The sequence below is a fragment of the Bacillota bacterium genome (assembly GCA_012842395.1).
GTDB lineage: Bacteria > Bacillota > SHA-98 > UBA4971 > UBA4971 > UBA6256.
On sequence record DUSX01000004.1, the window covers coordinates 70396 to 86933 of the forward strand.

A 16538-nucleotide genomic window follows, 5' to 3' on the forward strand; every position below is an offset into this window, starting at 1 on the left:
CTTCCTTCGGGTTGCCGGTGTTGCCCTCCGGGGACGGCGCGCTTGCGGCACGCCTCGTTCGAATTCGGCGCTCAAGACAGCCGAATTCTCCACGCCCCGTCGTGCAAGCACCGGCAACCCTGCCGACGTCAGAGAAGCAGGCGAAAGCCTGCGGGGCGGTACGACGCCGTCCGAGTGGCTGTTGCGAAGGTCTTGTATGCCTTGCAAGGACTGAGATGACATGATGAGGGAGGATGGCAGCCCGCCTTGGGGAGTGGCTCGTCGCTGGAGCTCGTCGCTGGAATGCAGGCCTGCGTCCGTCCTGTGCCCGGCGGCGCGTAGCGTTGACGGCGGGTCCTGCGAGCCATATACTACACGTGGACGCGATCGGGGTGAGGCGAATGACGTTCGACGGCATCGTCATGGCGGCTGTCGTGGCCGAGCTGCGGGAACTTACACAAGGGGCCAGGGTAGACTCGGTTTATCAGCCTGGGAAGCTCGACGTGCTCATCGTAGCGCGCCGTCCGGGGCGCAGCGTCGGTATCATCGCATCGGCGGAGGCGTCGTGCGCACGCGTGCACGCGACCACGGCGGAGCGCGAGAATCCTCCAGCGCCGCCCGCGTTCTGCATGCTCCTAAGGAAACATCTTGTTGGCGCAAGGATCGCCCGGCTTGATCAGAAGGGCCTTGATAGGGTCCTCGAGATCGGGTTTGTGGGCCCGTATGACGATCCGCCAAGGACGCTCGTCATAGAGATAATGGGCAGGCACAGCAACATCATTCTTGTAGACGACCGATCGGGGCTCGTCCTCGACAGCATCAAGCACATCGGCCCCGCGCAGAGCCGCGTGCGCACGGTGCGTCCTGGGACGAAGTATGTGCCGCCACCTTCGCAGGAGAGGCTGAACCCGCTGCAGACGTCTGCGAGCGAATTCTCGGAGGCCCTGGAACGCTTCGCCCGCGATCATCCGGAGCTTTCCTCCGAAGAGTTTCTCACTCACGCGTTCATGGGGCTTGGACGCGATTCTGCCAGGGTGATAGTGTCCCAGGCGGATCTGGCTACAAGGGGAATGCCGGGCGACGAGGCCGCCGGCACGGGGGCGGCGCAGCGCATCTCAGGCCTGGCCCCCGACGGCGTGGCTCGACTGTGGGAGGAGTTCTCCCGGGCCATGGCGAGCGTCCGCGAGGGTCGGTTTTCGCCGTGCGCAGGTGTGGACCGGAAGACCGGTGCCGTGGCATGGATATCCGTCATCGGCGCGCCTGCACAGGCTCCGGCGGAAGCAGCGGGGCCGGAGGAGCGGGTGGATTTTCCCACAGTGGGGGCGCTCTTGGACTATGCGTTCACGCCGCGCGAGAGGACTCTGACGCTCTCTGCCGCGTCGCAGGACGTGTTGCGCGCTGTCTCCACGGCCATCGATCGGCTCCGGCGCAAGCTCGCCGCCCAGGAGGAGGAGATTCGAGAGGCCGAGAGGGCGGACGAATTTCGACGGGCTGGGGAGCTAATCACGGCGAACGCCCAGATCATCGAGAGTGGCCAGCCAAGAGCTGAAGTCGTCGATTATTTCGACCCCCAGTTGCGGCGGGTGGAGGTCGAGCTCGATCCCAGGCTCTCGCCCCACGAGAACGCCCAAGAATACTTCAAGAAGTATGCGCGGGCCAAGCGCCGGCTCGCAGTGGCGAAGGAGCAGGCTGACCTGACCCGGGCAGAGCTCGAGTACCTCGAGCAGGTGGCGGTGACCATCGAACAGGCTGAGAGCCTCGAGGCAATAGAGCAGATCCGCCGCGAGCTCGCAGACCAGGGATACCTCAGCCATCCCAAGAGAGAACGACCCGGGGCCCGCAGGCACGAGGCGCCGTCCGCAGCGGGGCCGCTGCGTTTCGACGTCGAAGGCAACGAGGTCCTTGTAGGGCGGAACAACACGGAGAACGATCTTCTCACCTTGAAGATGGCGCGGCCTAACGATATATGGCTGCACGCGAGAGGCGTGCCCGGCGCCCATGTGGTGCTTAGAGTCCGGCCGGAGGAACCTCAGCGGGTCTCCGACAGCGTGCTGCTGCGCGCAGCGGAGATCGCCGCGTACTACAGCAAAGCTCGTTCCGCGACCAAAGCCGCAGTGGATTACACTCTCAGGAAGCATGTGAGGAAGCCGAAGGGGGCTCGCCCGGGCATGGTCATCTACGACCACGAGAAGACGATCGTGGCGGCTCCCAGGCCGCCGCGGGGAAGCGCCTAGGAGCCGCACGCTCGCGTCGGTATCGCTGGTTCGCCGGTTGCGCCAAACTACGCGGTGACCTCGGCCCCCGCTTCGCGCTCAAGGTCGATGAGCCTTGCGATCACGCGCTCCGAGAGACGGTCGACCGCCCCAAAGTCCATGCTCCGCACGTAATAGGCCTGCATCTCGTCATGCACAGTCTTCGCCTTGTGCAGGAACTCGGTCGCTCTGAGAATGGCCTGGTGAAACCTTTCCCTCGAGCTTGCTATGATGTCCTGGTATTTGGAGAGCACCCCTCTGTCGAGCGCTACCTTCATCTCGACGGTCCTATCGAGTTCTTTGGACGCGTCGAAAAGGTGCGGCCACGTGCCGCTTATCACCGCTACTCCGAGGGCGGGAATCACCACGTGATCCACTTCCGTGGGGTCCAGCGGGCAGTGATAGAACTCGACGTCGAGACCGCGTTCTATTGCGGCCTCACCGATCTTGCGCGCGATGGTGGACTTGCCCGTTCCAGGCTCTCCTTTGAGCACGTACCTGCGCGGAAGCCTCCCCACAATGGTATCGAGGTGGTGGACGGGCCCGTCGGGCGACAGAGCGCTCGCGAAGAGACGCCTGGGCCGGCCGGGCACCCTTGTCACCGGCAGGTCCCCGAGGATGTCACGCTTCATCTCGTCAGCCATGCAATTGACGTAACCGAAGTCCAGCGCCTCCGTGTAGCACGCCTCCCAATCATCGTGGACGATCTTCGCCTCCTTGAGGTACCGGAAGGCGCGCTCGAAAAGGCGCGAGATCTCAGCGTTGGCATTCATTATCTCACGTCTCGACGCACGGAGCGAGCTTTCGTTCCAGAACTCCCCGAGGTTGATGATCTCGTCCACCGCGCCCGGGTTTTTCGGGTCCACGACATGCGGAGCAGTGCCGTCCACAACGGTAAAGCCCAGATCGTGCACGGCCGCGCCGTCGTAGGAGTCGTTGTCAGACGAACAACAGAAGAACTCGACATCGTAACCCATGTCGACGAACCTTTGTCCGACCCTCTTCATGAAGGTCGACTTGCCGACGCCGGGCCCGCCCTTTACGATTATCGTCTTGTTTGCGTCGGGCGGGAGCAGCTGCTCATAGAACGAGAAAAAGCCCTCGGGCGTGTTGGCTCCGGGGAACACCTTCTTTACCCAGCCCTTCCCATGGGACTTCATGTTATCCCTCCCCTATGCGCCTCTCTCCCAGGGGCGCACGGTGCCGTTCCCGTGTGCGGACGCCGAGATGCGGAGCGCATTCACGGGCAGGACACAGTCTACAGCATGATATTGAACGAGCGGGGAACGGGTGCTTGGACATCGCCCCGACGTGCGCACGCGCGCCGGGTCCCCGAGGCTCTCCACGTAGCTCGCTGTAGCGGTGAGACTCCTGCAGCTCGCCGCGACGTTCAGATCCCTACTCGCCGGAAGATGTCGTCGATATGAGCGAGATGCCTCGATAGGTCGAAGCACGCTTCCAGGTCAGCGGGCTTCAGAATCGCGGTGATCTCCGGGTCGCCGAAGACGAGGTCTTTGAAGTTCAGCCCCTCGTCCCAGGCCCTCGCCGCGTTGCGCTGCACGAGCGCGTATGCGTGCTCGCGGTTGAGGCCCCGCCCGACGAGGGCGAGCATCACGGCCTCGGAGTAAACGAGGCCGCCCGTCATCTCAAGGTTGGCGGTCATCCTGTCCTTCCTGACAACGAGCCCCTCCATGACCTCGGCGAACTTTCGGAGCATGTAGTCCGCAAGCGTCGTCGCGTCGGGGAGGACGACGCGCTCGACAGACGAGTTGCTTATGTCGCGCTCATGCCAGAGCGCGGTGTTCTCCATCGCTGCAAGAGCGTATCCGCGCATGACCCTCGCAAGGCCGGTGACCCTCTCCGAGATTATGGGGTTGCGCTTATGCGGCATGGCCGAGGAACCCTTCTGGCCCGGCCGGAATGGCTCCTGCACCTCGAACACCTCGGTGCGCTGTAGCCCGCGTATCTCTGTCGCGAACTTCTCCAAAGAGCCCGCGATGATCGCAAGGGTGGTGACGTATTCGGCATGGCGGTCGCGCGAGAGCACCTGGGTGGACGCGTCCGCAGGCGTGAGCCCTAGCTTGCTGCAGACGTATTCCTCAACCCTTGGGTCCATGCTCGCGTACGTGCCGACGGCCCCGGAGATCCTGCCAACGCTGACTACGTCGCGCGCGCGCTGCATCCTCGCCAGGTTCCGGCGCATCTCCGACACCCACACAGCCAGCTTGAGGCCGAAGGTGATGGGCTCCGCGTGAACGCCATGGGTGCGGCCGATCATGGGCGTGTTCTTGTGTTCCCGGGCTTTCTCGGTCAAAACGTCGATGACCCTGCGGATGTCACGGATGATTATCTCGGACGCGTCCCGCAGGAGCAATGAAAGGGCGGTGTCCACCACGTCATAGGAGGTCATGCCCATGTGTATGTAGCGTGCTTCCGGCCCCACGTTTTCGCTGACGTTGGTCAGAAACGCTATGACGTCGTGGTCGACTATCGCCTCTATCTCTTTGATCCGCGCTATGTCGAAGCGCGCCTTTTCCCTGATGGCTTCGACGGCCTCGGCAGGCACGCGCCCTATGCTCGCCCAACCCTCGCAAGCCAGGATCTCGATCTCCAGCCACTTCTTGTACTTGTTCTCCTGCTCCCAAAGCTGCCTCATTTCTGGATAAGCGTAACGATCTATCATGCCACGTCGCCTCCGATGCCTTAAGCGCCTTAGCCGAGCCCGAGCCTTCTCGAACCGGGATCGGCCAGTGGTATATTCGCTCCGCACAGGGGACATTCCTCCGGGACGTAAGTCTCAAATGCGACCTGGACGAGGCTTTCAGCCCGCACGCCGAAATCCACGCGACCCCCGCTCCTATCCACGATGATGCCGACCCCCACAACCTCCCCTCGGCTTTCTGCCACGAGGTTCAAGACCTCTCTCACGGAGAGGCCGGTCGTCACGACATCCTCCACTACGAGGACGCGTTCGCCAGGCGCTATCGCAAACCCCCGCCGGAGAACGCGGCGGCCGCCTTCTCTTTCGGCGAACATGGCCCTCGTTCCCAGCTTACGCGCGACCTCGTACGCCACGAGAATGCCGCCTGTAGTGGGGCCTATCACCACGTCGACGCGCTCTCCCTGGAACCTATCGGCGAGACGGCCGAGCACTTTCGCGGCGAGCTCCGGACGTTCGAGAAGCCGGAACTTCTCGATGTACACCGGGCTGTGGAGGCCCGAGCTGAGCCTGAAGTGACCCGTGAGGTACGCTCCGGCTTGTTTCAGCGTCGCCAGCACCTCTTCCGAATCCGTCCGTGCCGATGACAGGTGACCGTTCCTACTGTCTCCCATCCTGGCTCGCCTCCCTCACCTCGTCCAAGAGCTTTTTCGCTGCGTCCCGCGGACGGGTCGCGTGCGTGATGGGCCTGCCAACGACGATGAAGTCGGCTCCCGCAAGCACCGCTTGGGTCGGGGTAACGCACCTCCTCTGGTCGTGCGCGTCTTGTGCCCACGCTGGCCTCACGCCTGGAACCACCGTGACAAAACCACGTCCGCACGCCTCGCGTACCGCAGGCGCCTCCAACGCGGACGTCACGACCCCATCGAGCCCGCTCTCCTTGGCAAGGAGTGCCATCCGGACGACGTGCTCCGCCAGCCCGTGGACACAGCCTGGCGCGACCTCTTCCGCGAAAGCACGCTGGTCTATGCTGGTGAGCACTGTCACGCCCACGACCTTTGGTGGGCGCAGATCTCGCTCCGTAGCGGCCTTGCGCGCAGCTAAGAGCCCTTGCTTCATCATCTCGGACCCGCCTGCGGCGTGAATGTCAACGATGTGCACACCGGGCCTCACGAGGGCCGCCATGGCGCGACCTACCGTAGCGGGGATGTCGTGGAGCTTGAGATCCAAGAACACCTTCGCCCCGAGGGCAGTCACGTCATCAACGATGGTTGGCCCGCACGAGTAGAAGAGCTCCATTCCGACCTTAAACATGCTGATATCGGGCATGAGGCGTCTCACCAGCGAGAGCGCCTCTTGAGCGGAGCTCGTATCAAGAGCCACAACGACCTCGGTCTTCGCTTCCACGCTCGCTTTCCCCCCATGCATGCTTCTCGTTCGCAGAAGATCCGCAGTCCGGCACCCGCGGCGCGTCGCTCTCACCCATGTTGTCGCGACAACGGCATCTCGCACGCCATCTTGCACGCCCCACAAGGTCGGTCACGGCACTCATGCCCCGATCGGCCAGATAGGAGCGTATGCCATCTATGACGTCGAGGCACGTCGTGGGCGAGATGAAGTTTCCTGTGCCGATCGCGACGGCCGTGGCACCCGCGAGAAGGAACTCCACGGCGTCCTGCGCCGTGCATATCCCGCCCATGCCAACCACGGGGATCTTCACGCAGGACGCCACCTCCCACACGGCCCGCAGCGCAAGCGGCCTGATTGCCGGCCCTGAGAGCCCTGCAAAGACCCGGGAGAACGCGGGCCTCATCCGCCGGGCATCTATGGCGACGCCAAGATACGTGTTCACGCACGACACTGCGTCCGCGCCACCCATCTCAGCCGCCCTTGCCGAACCCGCGATGTCAGCCACATTCGGCGAGAGCTTCACTATGAGAGTTTTCGCACTCGCCCGCCTGACAGCGGCGGTCACCTCGTACACCGCTTCCGGGTCGCTCGCGAAGGGCCGTCCGCCGGCGTGGATGTTCGGGCACGATACGTTGACCTCGATCCCCTGGATCCCCGGCACGTCCTCCAGGCGCGACGCGAGCTCGCAAAACTCGGCCACCGAGTCGCCGGAGATGTTCGCGATGATGGGCACGCCGCGGGCCGCAAGCACGGGTGCCTCGTCCCTCGCGAAGGTGGCGAGCCCCGGGTTCTGGAGCCCTACGGAATTGAGCAGCCCGCACGGTGTCTCCCACAGCCTCGGGGGTGGGTTGCCTGCTCGAGGCCGCAAGGTCAAGCCCTTCGTCACAATCGCTCCGAGGGCGGAGATGTCGAAGAGGCGGGCGAACTCTCTCCCGAATCCGAACGTGCCTGACGCCGCCATCACTGGGTTCTTCATCCTGATCGAGCCTATGGTGACCGAAAGGTCAGGTTGCGCCATCAAGGTCCACCTCCTCCGACCCGAACACTGGGCCGTCACAGCACACGCGAAGGTAGGCTGGTCGCCCCGCCTCCACCGAGGCTTGGCTCGCCTTGACGGCGCAACCGAGACACGCGCCGAGGCCGCACGCCATCCTCTCCTCCAGGCTTATCTGCACCGGCACGCCGTGCGCTTGGCCGATCCTCGCCACCTCGCGAAGCATTTCCGTAGGGCCGCAGGCGTACGCGAGCGCCACGTTGTGCGAAGCCAGCACTTCGCTGAAGACGTGGGTCACGAGGCCTTGCTCACCAGCGCTCCCGTCCTCGGTCACCACCCTCAGCACCGCACGCCCTGCCACACGCCCGGCCGCGCACTCCTCGAGCCGCCGCCCAGCCCGCCCGGGGCCCGCCTCCGGCTGCGCGATCCGGGACGGTCCACTCTCGCTGGGGATCGCCGGAACCATGTCGAGGCCCACGAGGAATTCGCGGCTCCTCGCACCGACGATGAACGCAAACCCCAGGCCCGAACGCGACAGCGCGTGGCTCAGCATGATGAGGGGCGCCACCCCCAGCCCCCCGGCCACGAGAGCGATCGTCGGCGGGGAGGCCCCGGCGCCAGCGTTTGCACCGCGCTTCGCTGCCAGTTCCCGCGAGCGCACGTGCGCTTTCGGAATATCGAATCCTCTCCCGAGCGGCCCGAGCACGTCGAGCTCTGCTCCACGCGGCAATGCCGCGAGGGCCCTCGTAGCCTTGCCCACTGCTTGATAGAGCAGCGTGAACGTCCCGTCCCCCGGCTCCGTCAGGCAGACGCTGAACGGGCGCCTTAGAAGTGGGTCCAGGGACGGGCCGGGGAGTCGCACGTGTACGAACTGGCCCGGCAGCGCGTGGCGTGCTATGTGGCGGTTCGCCAGCAGCATCCGGTAACACCCCGGGCCTACCATCTCGTTTTCGACCAGTACCGCTACTGACGCCGTGAGAGCGGGCCTCTCGCACCCAGGTTTGCGCGCCACGGAAACCGCTCCTCCTCTCGTCTCTTACCAGGCAACCTCAGGATCTCGCCGCATCCTCAGGCGCGGTCCATATCTCAACCGAGCCTTCCTTCGCCACCACGGTCGCAAAGACCCTCCCGAAAAGCCGCCGGCCACCAAAGGGTGTATTCCGCGAAAGGGATGCGAATGTGGACGGGTCTACCGTGAAACTCGCGTCCGGGTCGACAACCGTGATATTCGCTGGCGCGCCGGGCACAAGTCCGGGCCAGTCGAGCCCGAGGATCCTCGCGGGGGCGTACGACATCCTCTCCACGAGCTGGCCGAGGGCGAGGACCCCCGTCTTGACAAGTTCGGTGATGGCAAGGGGCAGGGCCGTCTCCAGTCCGATCATTCCGAACGCGGCTAGCTCGTATTCCACCTCTTTCTCCTCCGCCGTGTGGGGTGCGTGGTCGGACGCAATCGCGTCTATCGTACCGTCCGCCAGCCCGCGGCGCAGCGCCTCCACGTCCCTTTCCGTTCGAAGTGGCGGGTTCACCTTGGTGTTCGCATCGTAGCCCGCTGTTGCAGCGTCAGTAAGGGTGAAATGGTGGGGCGTGGCCTCACATGTCACCTTCACGCCCCTCTCCTTGGCGCGTCGCACGAGATCCACCGAGCCGGCGGTGCTGACATGAGCGATATGGAGCCTGGCCCCGGTAAGCTCGGCAAGAAGGATGTCCCTCGCCACCATGGCCTCCTCGGCGGCGGCGGGGATCCCGGGCAGCCCGAGTCGTGTGGACCAGTAACCTTCGTTGATGGCTCCGCCGGCCGAGAGCTCAACGTCCTCGGCGTGAGATATCACTGGTATATCGAACATACTTGCGTACTCCATGGCGTAGCGCATCACCCTGGAGTTGTTGACGGGATGTCCGTCGTCCGATATCGCAACCGCACCGGCCTTGCGCAACTCGCCCACCTCGGCGAGTTCAACCCCGGCAAGGCCCTTCGTGATGGCACCCACTGGCAGGACCCTAACGTGGCCGGTCTCCCTGGCTCTCGAAAGCACGAACGTGACAGCCGCTCCGGTGTCCAAGGGCGGATCCGTGTTTGGCATGCACGCCACAGCCACGAACCCTCCTCTCGCTGCGGCGAGGGTGCCGGTTTCGATGGTTTCCTCGTCCTCCCTGCCGGGCTCGCGAAGATGTACGTGCATGTCGATGAGCCCCGGGAGCACCGCCTTCCCGCTCACGTCGAGCACCCGTCCGTCCTGCGGGCCGAGGGAGCCGCCGAGGTCCATGCCAATGGCGACGATCTTCCCTTCCTCTATGAGCACGTCCATCGTCCCGTCCAGGCCGTTACGGGGATCCACCACGCGGCCTCCCTTAAGCGCTAACTTCACTGGGTTTCCCTCCTCCCGAAAGCAGATAGAGCACGGCCATCCGGCACGCGATGCCGTTTGTGACCTGCCCGTGTATGGCGGCGTTCTGACTCTCGGCGACCTCCTCGGTGATCTCCACCCCGAGGTTTGCCGGCCCCGGGTGCAGGATCAGCACGCCGCGTTTGCACTTTTCGACCCTCTTACGCGTGAGGCCATACATCTCCGAGTACTCGCGAATGCTCGGGAAGAGCCCCTTCCTTTGCCTCTCAAGCTGAAGCCTGAGAACGTTCACGACGTCGGCGTCGGCCAGCGCCTCGTCGAGGTCACAGGTGACTTCCACGCCCATGCCGGAGATCTCGGGTGGGATGAGGGTCCTGGGACCGCACACGGTCACGTGAGCGCCCAGTTTCGTGAGCCCCCATATGTTGGACCTCGCAACCCTGCTGTGCAGGATGTCACCGACGATGGCGACCTTGAGACCTTCGATGCGCCCGAGACGTTCCCTGATGGTGAAGAGGTCGAGGAGCGCTTGTGTGGGGTGTTCGTGGCGGCCGTCACCGGCGTTTATCACGGAAGCGGTCACCGTCCGTGCCACGAGATGCGGCGCGCCCGCCATCTGATGACGGATGACTATGAAGTTCGCGCCGAGGGCTGCGAGGGTCCTCGCGGTGTCTTTCAGGTTTTCGCCTTTCACCACGCTGCTCGTGGACGTCGCGATGTTCGTCACGTCCGCGCTCATCCATTTCCCCGCGAGCTCGAAGGACGTCCTCGTCCTCGTGCTCGGCTCGTAGAACAGGTTGACCATGGTCTTGCCCCGCAGTGTAGGCAGCTTCTTGATCTCCCGCGTGAATATCTCCTTCATCGGCACGGCTGTATCCAGAATGAGCTCGATCTCCTCGCGTTCGAGGTACTCCAGGCCCAATAGGTCTTTGTGTCTGAGCGGCATCCCGTCCTTCCCCCTTTGCTTGACGACCTCGCGCGGCCCGTTCAGCCCGGGCCGCAGGGCTCGTGTTCCCTGAGTGAGGGTGCGTCGGTTCGCGCCTTTCTTCCAGTAGATGCCGGGTTGCGGGCCTTGCAACCGGGCACAGCGTCCCAAGCGGACCGCCCGACTAAGTGTGTCGCCAGAAGCTCGTGCTGCTTTTCGGCAGAGGTGTCCTGCCGACGGTTGCCGGTGTTGCCCTCCGGGGACGGCGCGCTTGCAGCACACCTCGTTCGAATTCGGCGCGCGAGATAGCCGAATTCTCCACGCCCCGTCGTGCAAGCACCGGCAACCGCTCCCGGGAGCCGGGAGCATTCCTGCACCCTCACTTGGGCGTCGCGTGAGACACGTCGTTCGTCGTTCATACCTAGCTTGTCCTCGATGTCCTGCACACTCGCGCCCCATTCTCGCACGGCGTACACCAAAAGCCTCCCTGCCGGCCACGCCGGCAGGGAGGCAGTACGTCGTACAATCCGTGCCCGCTCATCCCCCCTTCCGGCCTCGCTGGACCCTTTTAAAGGGGTTCGCTTGGTTTTGATTGAGCCCGCAGCGTCTAGGACGCCTCGGGCTCCTGTATCACGACCTCGTCCTTGCCGTCCACCTCCACCAGCCTTACGCTGATGATCTCCCTCCGAGACGTGGGAACGTTCTTACCCACGTAGTCGGGCCTGATCGGGACCTCTCTGTGACCCCGGTCGACCAGCACGGCAAGCTGAATCCGAGACGGCCGACCGAGGTCCATGATGGCGTCAAGCGCGGCCCGGGCTGTCCGCCCGGTGAATATGACATCGTCCACGAGGACGATGTCCTTTCTTGCCACGTCGAAGGGGATCTCTGTCTTGCGTACCTGCGGCTGCACGTCGATGGTGCTCAGGTCGTCCCTGTAGAGCGTGATATCAAGGATCCCCACCGGGAGCCTCTTCCCCTCGATCTGGCGTATGGCCTCTGCTAGCCGTTCAGCCAGGGGAAAGCCCCTCGTTCTAATGCCAACGAGGGCGAGCCCCTCGGTGCCCCGATTCTTTTCGAGAATCTCGTGGGCTATGCGGACTATGGCGCGTCTCATCCCGTCAGCGTCCATGATCTGAGCCTTGTCCACCAACGTCACCCGCTACACCTCCCGCGCGGCCCGCGCGAAACTTGCCCTCCCGTTTGGACTCGCGAGCCCCCTCGCCTACCTGGTTTACCTAGCTTTCGCGGGCCCAGGCTGCTTTGACCTGCTAGCCGCGGCGATCCGCCGCTGCTGCCTCGCCCTTTCCCACATCCTCCACTCGAGCCATATGGGGCTCGCTATGAATATCGATGAGTACGTACCAGTGATAAGGCCAATGATGAGGGCGAGGCTGAAATCCTTGATGCTGGCTCCACCGAAGAAGAAGAGCGCGAACACGGCAAGCAGCGTCGTTATCACAGTGTTCAACGACCGCGTCAGCGTCTGCAGTATGCTCTTGTTGGTGAGCTCCTCCAGGGTCTCCTTCTTCCGAAGCCTGAGGTTCTCGCGTATCTTGTCGAATATGACTATGGTGTCGTTGATGGAATACCCGATGATCGTGAGCACGGCCGCGATGAAGGGGCTATTCACCTGTCTCCCCATTAGGGCGAACGCACCTAGTACGATTATGGTGTCGTGTATGAGCGCGAGGACCGCTGCCACCGCGAACTTAAACTCGAATCGAACAGACACGTATATGATTATCCCGATCCACGATATCACGACCGCCGTGAGAGCCCGGCTCAGAAGCTCCCTCCCGATGACTCCCTCGACCATCTGGGATTCGATGACGCTGACCTGGCCTATTCTCTGGGACAGGGTCGCCACGATCCGCCCGACCTGCTCATCATTGAGGGGTCGCCCTCCGACCTGCGCCCTCACCTGCACGTCGTTGGTTCCCCCTATAGGCTGGACCACGGCCTTCCGGAGATTCATGTCCGCAAGCTCCCTGCTCGTGAGCGCCTCGGAAACTTCGCTCGCCGTGACTGGCCTCTCGAACCTAAGCCTGAGGAGAGACCCGCCGGTGAAGTCAACCCCAAGGTTCAAGCCGCGAGTGAGAAGCGCGATGATCCCGCAGGCCACGAGTATCCCTGATATGGCAAGGAACAAGCGCCTCTTGCCGATTATATTCACGGTTCCAACCTCCCTACGCGCCGAAGTACCTTGCGTATCTCTCGGGGTTCCGATCCACCACGGCGGTTATGAGAACCCTCGTGACAACTATCGCCGTGAACATACTGGCGATTATGCCGAGCCCAAGTGTAACCGCGAAGCCCCTCACGGCGCCGGTCCCATACACGTACAGGACGGCGGCGGTGATGAGCGTTGTGACGTTGGAGTCGAGTATGCACCCGAACGCCCGCGTGAACCCGGCGTCGATGGCGGCCCGAAGCCGCTTGCCGCCGCGCATTTCCTCTTTGATTCGCTCGAAGATGATTACGTTGGCGTCAACCGCCATGCCCACCGAGAGAATGAGACCCGCGATGCCCGGCAGCGTGAGTACGGCGTGAATCACCGCCAGCGCCGCGAGGACGATGAGACCATACACGCCGAGCGCAATGTCCGCCATGATCCCTGGTAGCCTGTACACCGCGAGCATGAACAAGACCACGAGCCCTGCGCCTATAACGGCGGCGACCTTGCTCTGGTCGATGGATTCCTGTCCGAGGGTCGGCTCGAGCACCTCACTGTGAAGAAGGTCCAGCGGCACCGGCAACGCGCCAGCGCGGAGCATCATGGAAAGGTCCTTGGCCTTGTCCATGCTACCGATGCCGGTGATCTGGCCCTTGTCTCTGATGACGCTCTGCACCACAGGCGAGGATAGAAGCTCCTGGTCAAGGTATATCGAAATCGGGCGACCGATGTTCTCGCGGGTCGCCTTCTCGAACTTTTTCGCGCCTTCGCTCGTGAGTTCAAAATGCACCGCTGGACGGCCGTACTCATCCGAGCCCGCCGTCGCGTTCTTAAGATCGCTGCCGGTCATTATGACGTTTCCCTGCTCGTCCCTGAACTCGAGCTGGGCGGTCCTGCCGATGACCTCTCTCGCCCTCTGCGGGTCCTTCACACCAGCCAACTCGACGACGATCCGCTTCGCACCTTGCCGGTAGATGGCTGGCTCAGACACACCGAGCTGGTTGACTCTTCTTTCGATGACTTCTTTGGCACGTGCCACAGCATCCTCGTCGGCCTTCACTGTGTCGGTGTCCCTCGCCTCGAGGACCATCCGGGTACCCCCCCGGAGGTCGAGGCCGAGGTTCATGGGCAGCTTGTAAATAACCACAGCGCATACCACGCATAACGCAGCGATGCCAACGAGCTTCCAGAGGGTTCCTGACCTCATGAATCCGGTTCCTCCTTTGCCCGCCCAGACTGACACAACCACATTATATGGATTGCGTTGGGGCTTGTCAACGAAACGGCGGCTCTGCGGCTCGGCGGCTCAGGCCAGGTCCCCGCGAATGGCTCACAGGCCCGTTCCCGCTCACGGGCCGACGTCCGGCCCGGGTTACTACAGCAGCTTGGCGCCGTTTATTTCAAGCTTGAAGTGGCACCGCAAGAACTGGGCGGCCCGCCTGCACATCACCATTCTCGCCAGGAAGATCTCAAAGTAGTCCATGACAGGGGATATATCCGTGTCGATCTCTAGTTCCAGAGTTATGGTGCGCGCATGGGCGTCTACCCTCAAAAACGACCTCAGGACGGCGTAGTTCACGCGGTCGTGGATCTCGAACGTCGTGGGGTCGGCGTTCCGCACTCTCGACCTGTGCACGTCTGACTTGTCGGCCAGGATGAGGGCAGCAGCCACGGCGTTCACCGCCTGCCCCACCTCCTCCTCATGATTCCCGATAGCGCCCGCCACGGTTGCGACCTCCGCTGGGTCCATGCCCGCCTTGAGCAGGATCATGGTGGCGAGCGCCGCCCCTACAGATCCGTGGTGATCCCGCCCCGCCATGTTCCCGATATCGTGCATGTATCCAGCTATGGAGGCAAGCTCCGCCTCTCTGTTGGGGTGTCCGAGTCGCTCCAGGATGTTCCTGGCTATGGTGGAGACCAGGGATGCGTGTCGCGCTCCATGCTCAGTAAAGCCCATGGCACCGAGGTGCTCATTGGCTTTCTCCACGAAGACCCTCACCTCTGGTATTCCCTTGACGTCATCGAGCGTAAGGGCCATCTTTGCACCTCCAGTTCGCGGGAAGCCAGCTCCTCACCCCACGTCCAGCGGGCAAGCCCGCAGCCCAGCCTTGCGGGCCGCGACGCATTTTCGCGTGAGTGCGGCGAGCCTGCACCGATTCGTGGCCCCGTCGCATAGAATGCCGGGCCCCGCGCGCAAGTATCCCCGCCCGAGCGTGCGGCCCGAAATGCGAGCCTGAAAGGCCAAAGGCGCACGGCCAGTCGGCGGTCCGCCGTCGCAGCACCGAGGCGTGACGACTGGTAGCGGTTTTCTTCACCGTGCGAGCCTTGACCCGTGTGACGCGGCACCCCCGGGGGACATAGACTGTATCGGGAAAGGAAGGATCGACCCACCTGCCGCCAGCAAGTCTCCGAGCTCTGGAGGGAGGGAGATGGCGAAGCCGGTCACCGTAGGTGATTTCGTCACCAGGAAATCTTACGATGGCGACGTCATCTTCAAGGTCGTCGCCGTCCAGGGGGAGAGCGCCTTGCTTCGCGGGGTTCTGCTCAGGATCATGGCCGACGCCCCCATGAGCGATCTCGTTAGAATCGAGCCGGAGCGTGCCCTCTTGGCACTGCGCTCTCTTGAACGCTTTGAGAGGAAGACGGGTTAGAGCCACGATGAGTTTCATGAAAGGGGTGGTTTGAGGCATGCGGAGCATCACCAGGGAAGACCTCATGCAGCTCGAGCAGTACATCAAGACGCTTCCTCCTAAGGACAAAGAGCCGCACACCCTCGCGAGCCCGCAGCAGCTCACGTTCGTGCTCGCGAGAGCCACGTGGTTTAGGCAGCAAGCCCCGGAAGGCAGCGGGGTGCTTTGGATTGCCTCCACGGATTCAGGATATGTCACCGCCAACGTGAGCGAGACCTTCGTTGCAAACTGGGGCCCAGTGATCATGGCCGCCGACCAGTTGTGGCTGGGAGTCGACGCGAACTCCGTCATCGTGCTGTGGCAGCCTGGCGCCACTTTCTGAGTGGTTCTCCGTGCCAGCCCACGGCTGGAACCACCGAAAGGACGAAGATGGCAACGACCGCCGATTCTCGGGGTGGATCGTCACGGGTTTGCGAGAATTTCCGGCGCTCAAGTCGCGCCCAGGGTTGCCGGGGGTTGCACGAAGGGGGTGCCTCAAATTCGGCCATCGTACCCGCCGAATCCGAAAGACGCGCGCCGCAAGCGGCCCCCCTGGAGAGCAAGGCCGACAATCCTAGGCAGGGCCCCCGAAAAGCAAGTGGAGATGCGAGAATGCTTCCGATCATTGGGATGGGTTGCCGGTGATTGCACGAGGTGTGTCAGAGTCTGGGCACTGGCCCGACGGGCCCCTACGGGCCCGATTTCGGCGAGGCGTACCACTCGGGGCGCCGTCCCCGAGCGCAACACCGGCAACCCAGCGATTCAACTGCCGGAAAAAGCCTCGAAATCCAGTGTCACTGGCCGGCGAGCTCCGGCTCCTTGTCTTTGGCTGGTTCGCCCTTCCCCAGCACGGCACCAACGGCGGCACGTGTGGTCTTTATGCGCACCTTGTCAGCTATCTCGAGGATAAGCGAATCCTCTTTCACATCCACGATCTGGCCGTATATGCCGCCCACCGTGATGACGTAATTGCCCTTGCGCAGAGAGTTGAGCATCTCGCGCCTCTTCTTCTGCTGAATCTGTTGAGGCCTGATGAGGAAGAAGTAGGATACGGCGAACACGAGCACTAACATCAGAAGACTCGACACAAGCGACCCTTGTTGTGCGGGCATCGACTTCACCTCTGCCT

Annotated in this window: 16 protein-coding genes; 3 read left to right on the top strand and 13 right to left on the bottom strand. The window is 63.2% G+C overall.

The genetic code is table 11. The features are described 5' to 3' along the window. Nucleotides 1-371 precede the first annotated feature (371 nt). On the top strand, nt 372-2213 hold the full coding sequence (locus GX515_02475) for a fibronectin/fibrinogen-binding protein (protein ID HHY31879.1): 1842 nt from the start codon (nt 372-374) through the stop codon (nt 2211-2213). A gap of 47 nt (nt 2214-2260) precedes the next feature. Here the strand turns inward: GX515_02475 and GX515_02480 are convergent, their stop codons facing one another. The 12 genes from GX515_02480 to GX515_02535 all read right to left on the bottom strand — a co-directional run bounded on the left by GX515_02480 (nt 2261) and on the right by GX515_02535 (nt 14778). Then, nucleotides 2261-3391, bottom strand: a complete 1131-nt coding sequence (locus GX515_02480) for a hypothetical protein (protein HHY31880.1) — start codon at nt 3389-3391, stop codon at nt 2261-2263. Between the two features lie 230 nt (nt 3392-3621). Next, on the bottom strand, nt 3622-4914 hold the full coding sequence (locus GX515_02485) for an adenylosuccinate lyase (protein ID HHY31881.1): 1293 nt from the start codon (nt 4912-4914) through the stop codon (nt 3622-3624). A 29-nt stretch (nt 4915-4943) separates the two neighbouring features. Then, nucleotides 4944-5564 (bottom strand): orotate phosphoribosyltransferase, encoded by a 621-nt coding sequence (locus GX515_02490; GenBank protein ID HHY31882.1) that lies wholly within the window; start codon nt 5562-5564, stop codon nt 4944-4946. Then, nucleotides 5551-6318: an orotidine-5'-phosphate decarboxylase gene (gene pyrF, locus GX515_02495; protein ID HHY31883.1), complete on the bottom strand. Its 768-nt coding sequence runs from the start codon at nt 6316-6318 to the stop codon at nt 5551-5553. The genes GX515_02490 and pyrF overlap by 14 nt, the downstream gene beginning before the upstream one ends. After that, a complete protein-coding gene (locus tag GX515_02500; protein ID HHY31884.1) occupies nt 6263-7318 on the bottom strand; it encodes a dihydroorotate dehydrogenase in 1056 nt (351 codons plus the stop codon). The genes pyrF and GX515_02500 overlap by 56 nt, the downstream gene beginning before the upstream one ends. Beyond that, on the bottom strand, nt 7305-8306 hold the full coding sequence (locus tag GX515_02505; GenBank protein HHY31885.1) for a dihydroorotate dehydrogenase electron transfer subunit: 1002 nt from the start codon (nt 8304-8306) through the stop codon (nt 7305-7307). Before GX515_02505 ends, GX515_02500 begins: the two co-directional genes overlap by 14 nt. Nucleotides 8307-8343: 37 nt before the next feature. Beyond that, nucleotides 8344-9660, bottom strand: a complete 1317-nt coding sequence (locus tag GX515_02510) for a dihydroorotase (protein ID HHY31886.1) — start codon at nt 9658-9660, stop codon at nt 8344-8346. Continuing rightward, a complete protein-coding gene (locus tag GX515_02515) occupies nt 9644-10585 on the bottom strand; it encodes an aspartate carbamoyltransferase catalytic subunit (GenBank protein ID HHY31887.1) in 942 nt (313 codons plus the stop codon). Before GX515_02515 ends, GX515_02510 begins: the two co-directional genes overlap by 17 nt. Nucleotides 10586-11171: 586 nt before the next feature. After that, nucleotides 11172-11717 carry a bifunctional pyr operon transcriptional regulator/uracil phosphoribosyltransferase PyrR gene (gene pyrR / locus GX515_02520; protein HHY31888.1) on the bottom strand — a complete coding sequence of 182 codons (546 nt, stop codon included), beginning with the start codon at nt 11715-11717 and terminating at the stop codon, nt 11172-11174. 81 nt (nt 11718-11798) lie between these two features. Further along, complete coding sequence (gene secF, locus GX515_02525) at nt 11799-12740, bottom strand: protein translocase subunit SecF (GenBank protein ID HHY31889.1); 942 nt, start codon at nt 12738-12740, stop codon at nt 11799-11801. A gap of 13 nt (nt 12741-12753) precedes the next feature. Continuing rightward, nucleotides 12754-13947 (bottom strand): protein translocase subunit SecD, encoded by a 1194-nt coding sequence (gene secD, locus GX515_02530; GenBank protein ID HHY31890.1) that lies wholly within the window; start codon nt 13945-13947, stop codon nt 12754-12756. Between the two features lie 168 nt (nt 13948-14115). Beyond that, nucleotides 14116-14778 carry an HD domain-containing protein gene (locus tag GX515_02535; GenBank protein HHY31891.1) on the bottom strand — a complete coding sequence of 221 codons (663 nt, stop codon included), beginning with the start codon at nt 14776-14778 and terminating at the stop codon, nt 14116-14118. 391 nt (nt 14779-15169) lie between these two features. On the opposite strand from GX515_02535, the gene GX515_02540 reads away from it, so the two are divergent. Further along, nucleotides 15170-15391, top strand: coding sequence for a hypothetical protein (locus tag GX515_02540; protein ID HHY31892.1), 222 nt, complete (start codon nt 15170-15172; stop codon nt 15389-15391). Nucleotides 15392-15428: 37 nt separating this feature from the next. Beyond that, on the top strand, nt 15429-15752 hold the full coding sequence (locus GX515_02545; GenBank protein HHY31893.1) for a hypothetical protein: 324 nt from the start codon (nt 15429-15431) through the stop codon (nt 15750-15752). A 451-nt stretch (nt 15753-16203) separates the two neighbouring features. On the opposite strand, the gene yajC is transcribed toward GX515_02545, so the two are convergent. Next, complete coding sequence (gene yajC / locus GX515_02550; GenBank protein ID HHY31894.1) at nt 16204-16521, bottom strand: preprotein translocase subunit YajC; 318 nt, start codon at nt 16519-16521, stop codon at nt 16204-16206. Between the last annotated feature and the right edge of the window lie 17 nt (nt 16522-16538).

Excerpts from the sequence above, each read along its gene's own strand:
- GX515_02490 (HHY31882.1), bottom strand. The coding sequence starts at position 5,564 with ATGGGAGACAGTAGGAACGGTCACCTGTCATCGGCACGGACGGATTCG.
- GX515_02545 (HHY31893.1), top strand. The coding sequence starts at position 15,429 with ATGCGGAGCATCACCAGGGAAGACCTCATGCAGCTCGAGCAGTACATC.
- secD (HHY31890.1), bottom strand. The coding sequence starts at position 13,947 with ATGAGGTCAGGAACCCTCTGGAAGCTCGTTGGCATCGCTGCGTTATGC.
- GX515_02540 (HHY31892.1), top strand. The coding sequence starts at position 15,170 with ATGGCGAAGCCGGTCACCGTAGGTGATTTCGTCACCAGGAAATCTTAC.
- GX515_02485 (HHY31881.1), bottom strand. The coding sequence starts at position 4,914 with ATGATAGATCGTTACGCTTATCCAGAAATGAGGCAGCTTTGGGAGCAG.
- yajC (HHY31894.1), bottom strand. The coding sequence starts at position 16,521 with ATGCCCGCACAACAAGGGTCGCTTGTGTCGAGTCTTCTGATGTTAGTG.
- GX515_02535 (HHY31891.1), bottom strand. The coding sequence starts at position 14,778 with ATGGCCCTTACGCTCGATGACGTCAAGGGAATACCAGAGGTGAGGGTC.
- pyrF (HHY31883.1), bottom strand. The coding sequence starts at position 6,318 with ATGCATGGGGGGAAAGCGAGCGTGGAAGCGAAGACCGAGGTCGTTGTG.
- GX515_02500 (HHY31884.1), bottom strand. The coding sequence starts at position 7,318 with ATGGCGCAACCTGACCTTTCGGTCACCATAGGCTCGATCAGGATGAAG.
- GX515_02515 (HHY31887.1), bottom strand. The coding sequence starts at position 10,585 with ATGCCGCTCAGACACAAAGACCTATTGGGCCTGGAGTACCTCGAACGC.
- GX515_02480 (HHY31880.1), bottom strand. The coding sequence starts at position 3,391 with ATGAAGTCCCATGGGAAGGGCTGGGTAAAGAAGGTGTTCCCCGGAGCC.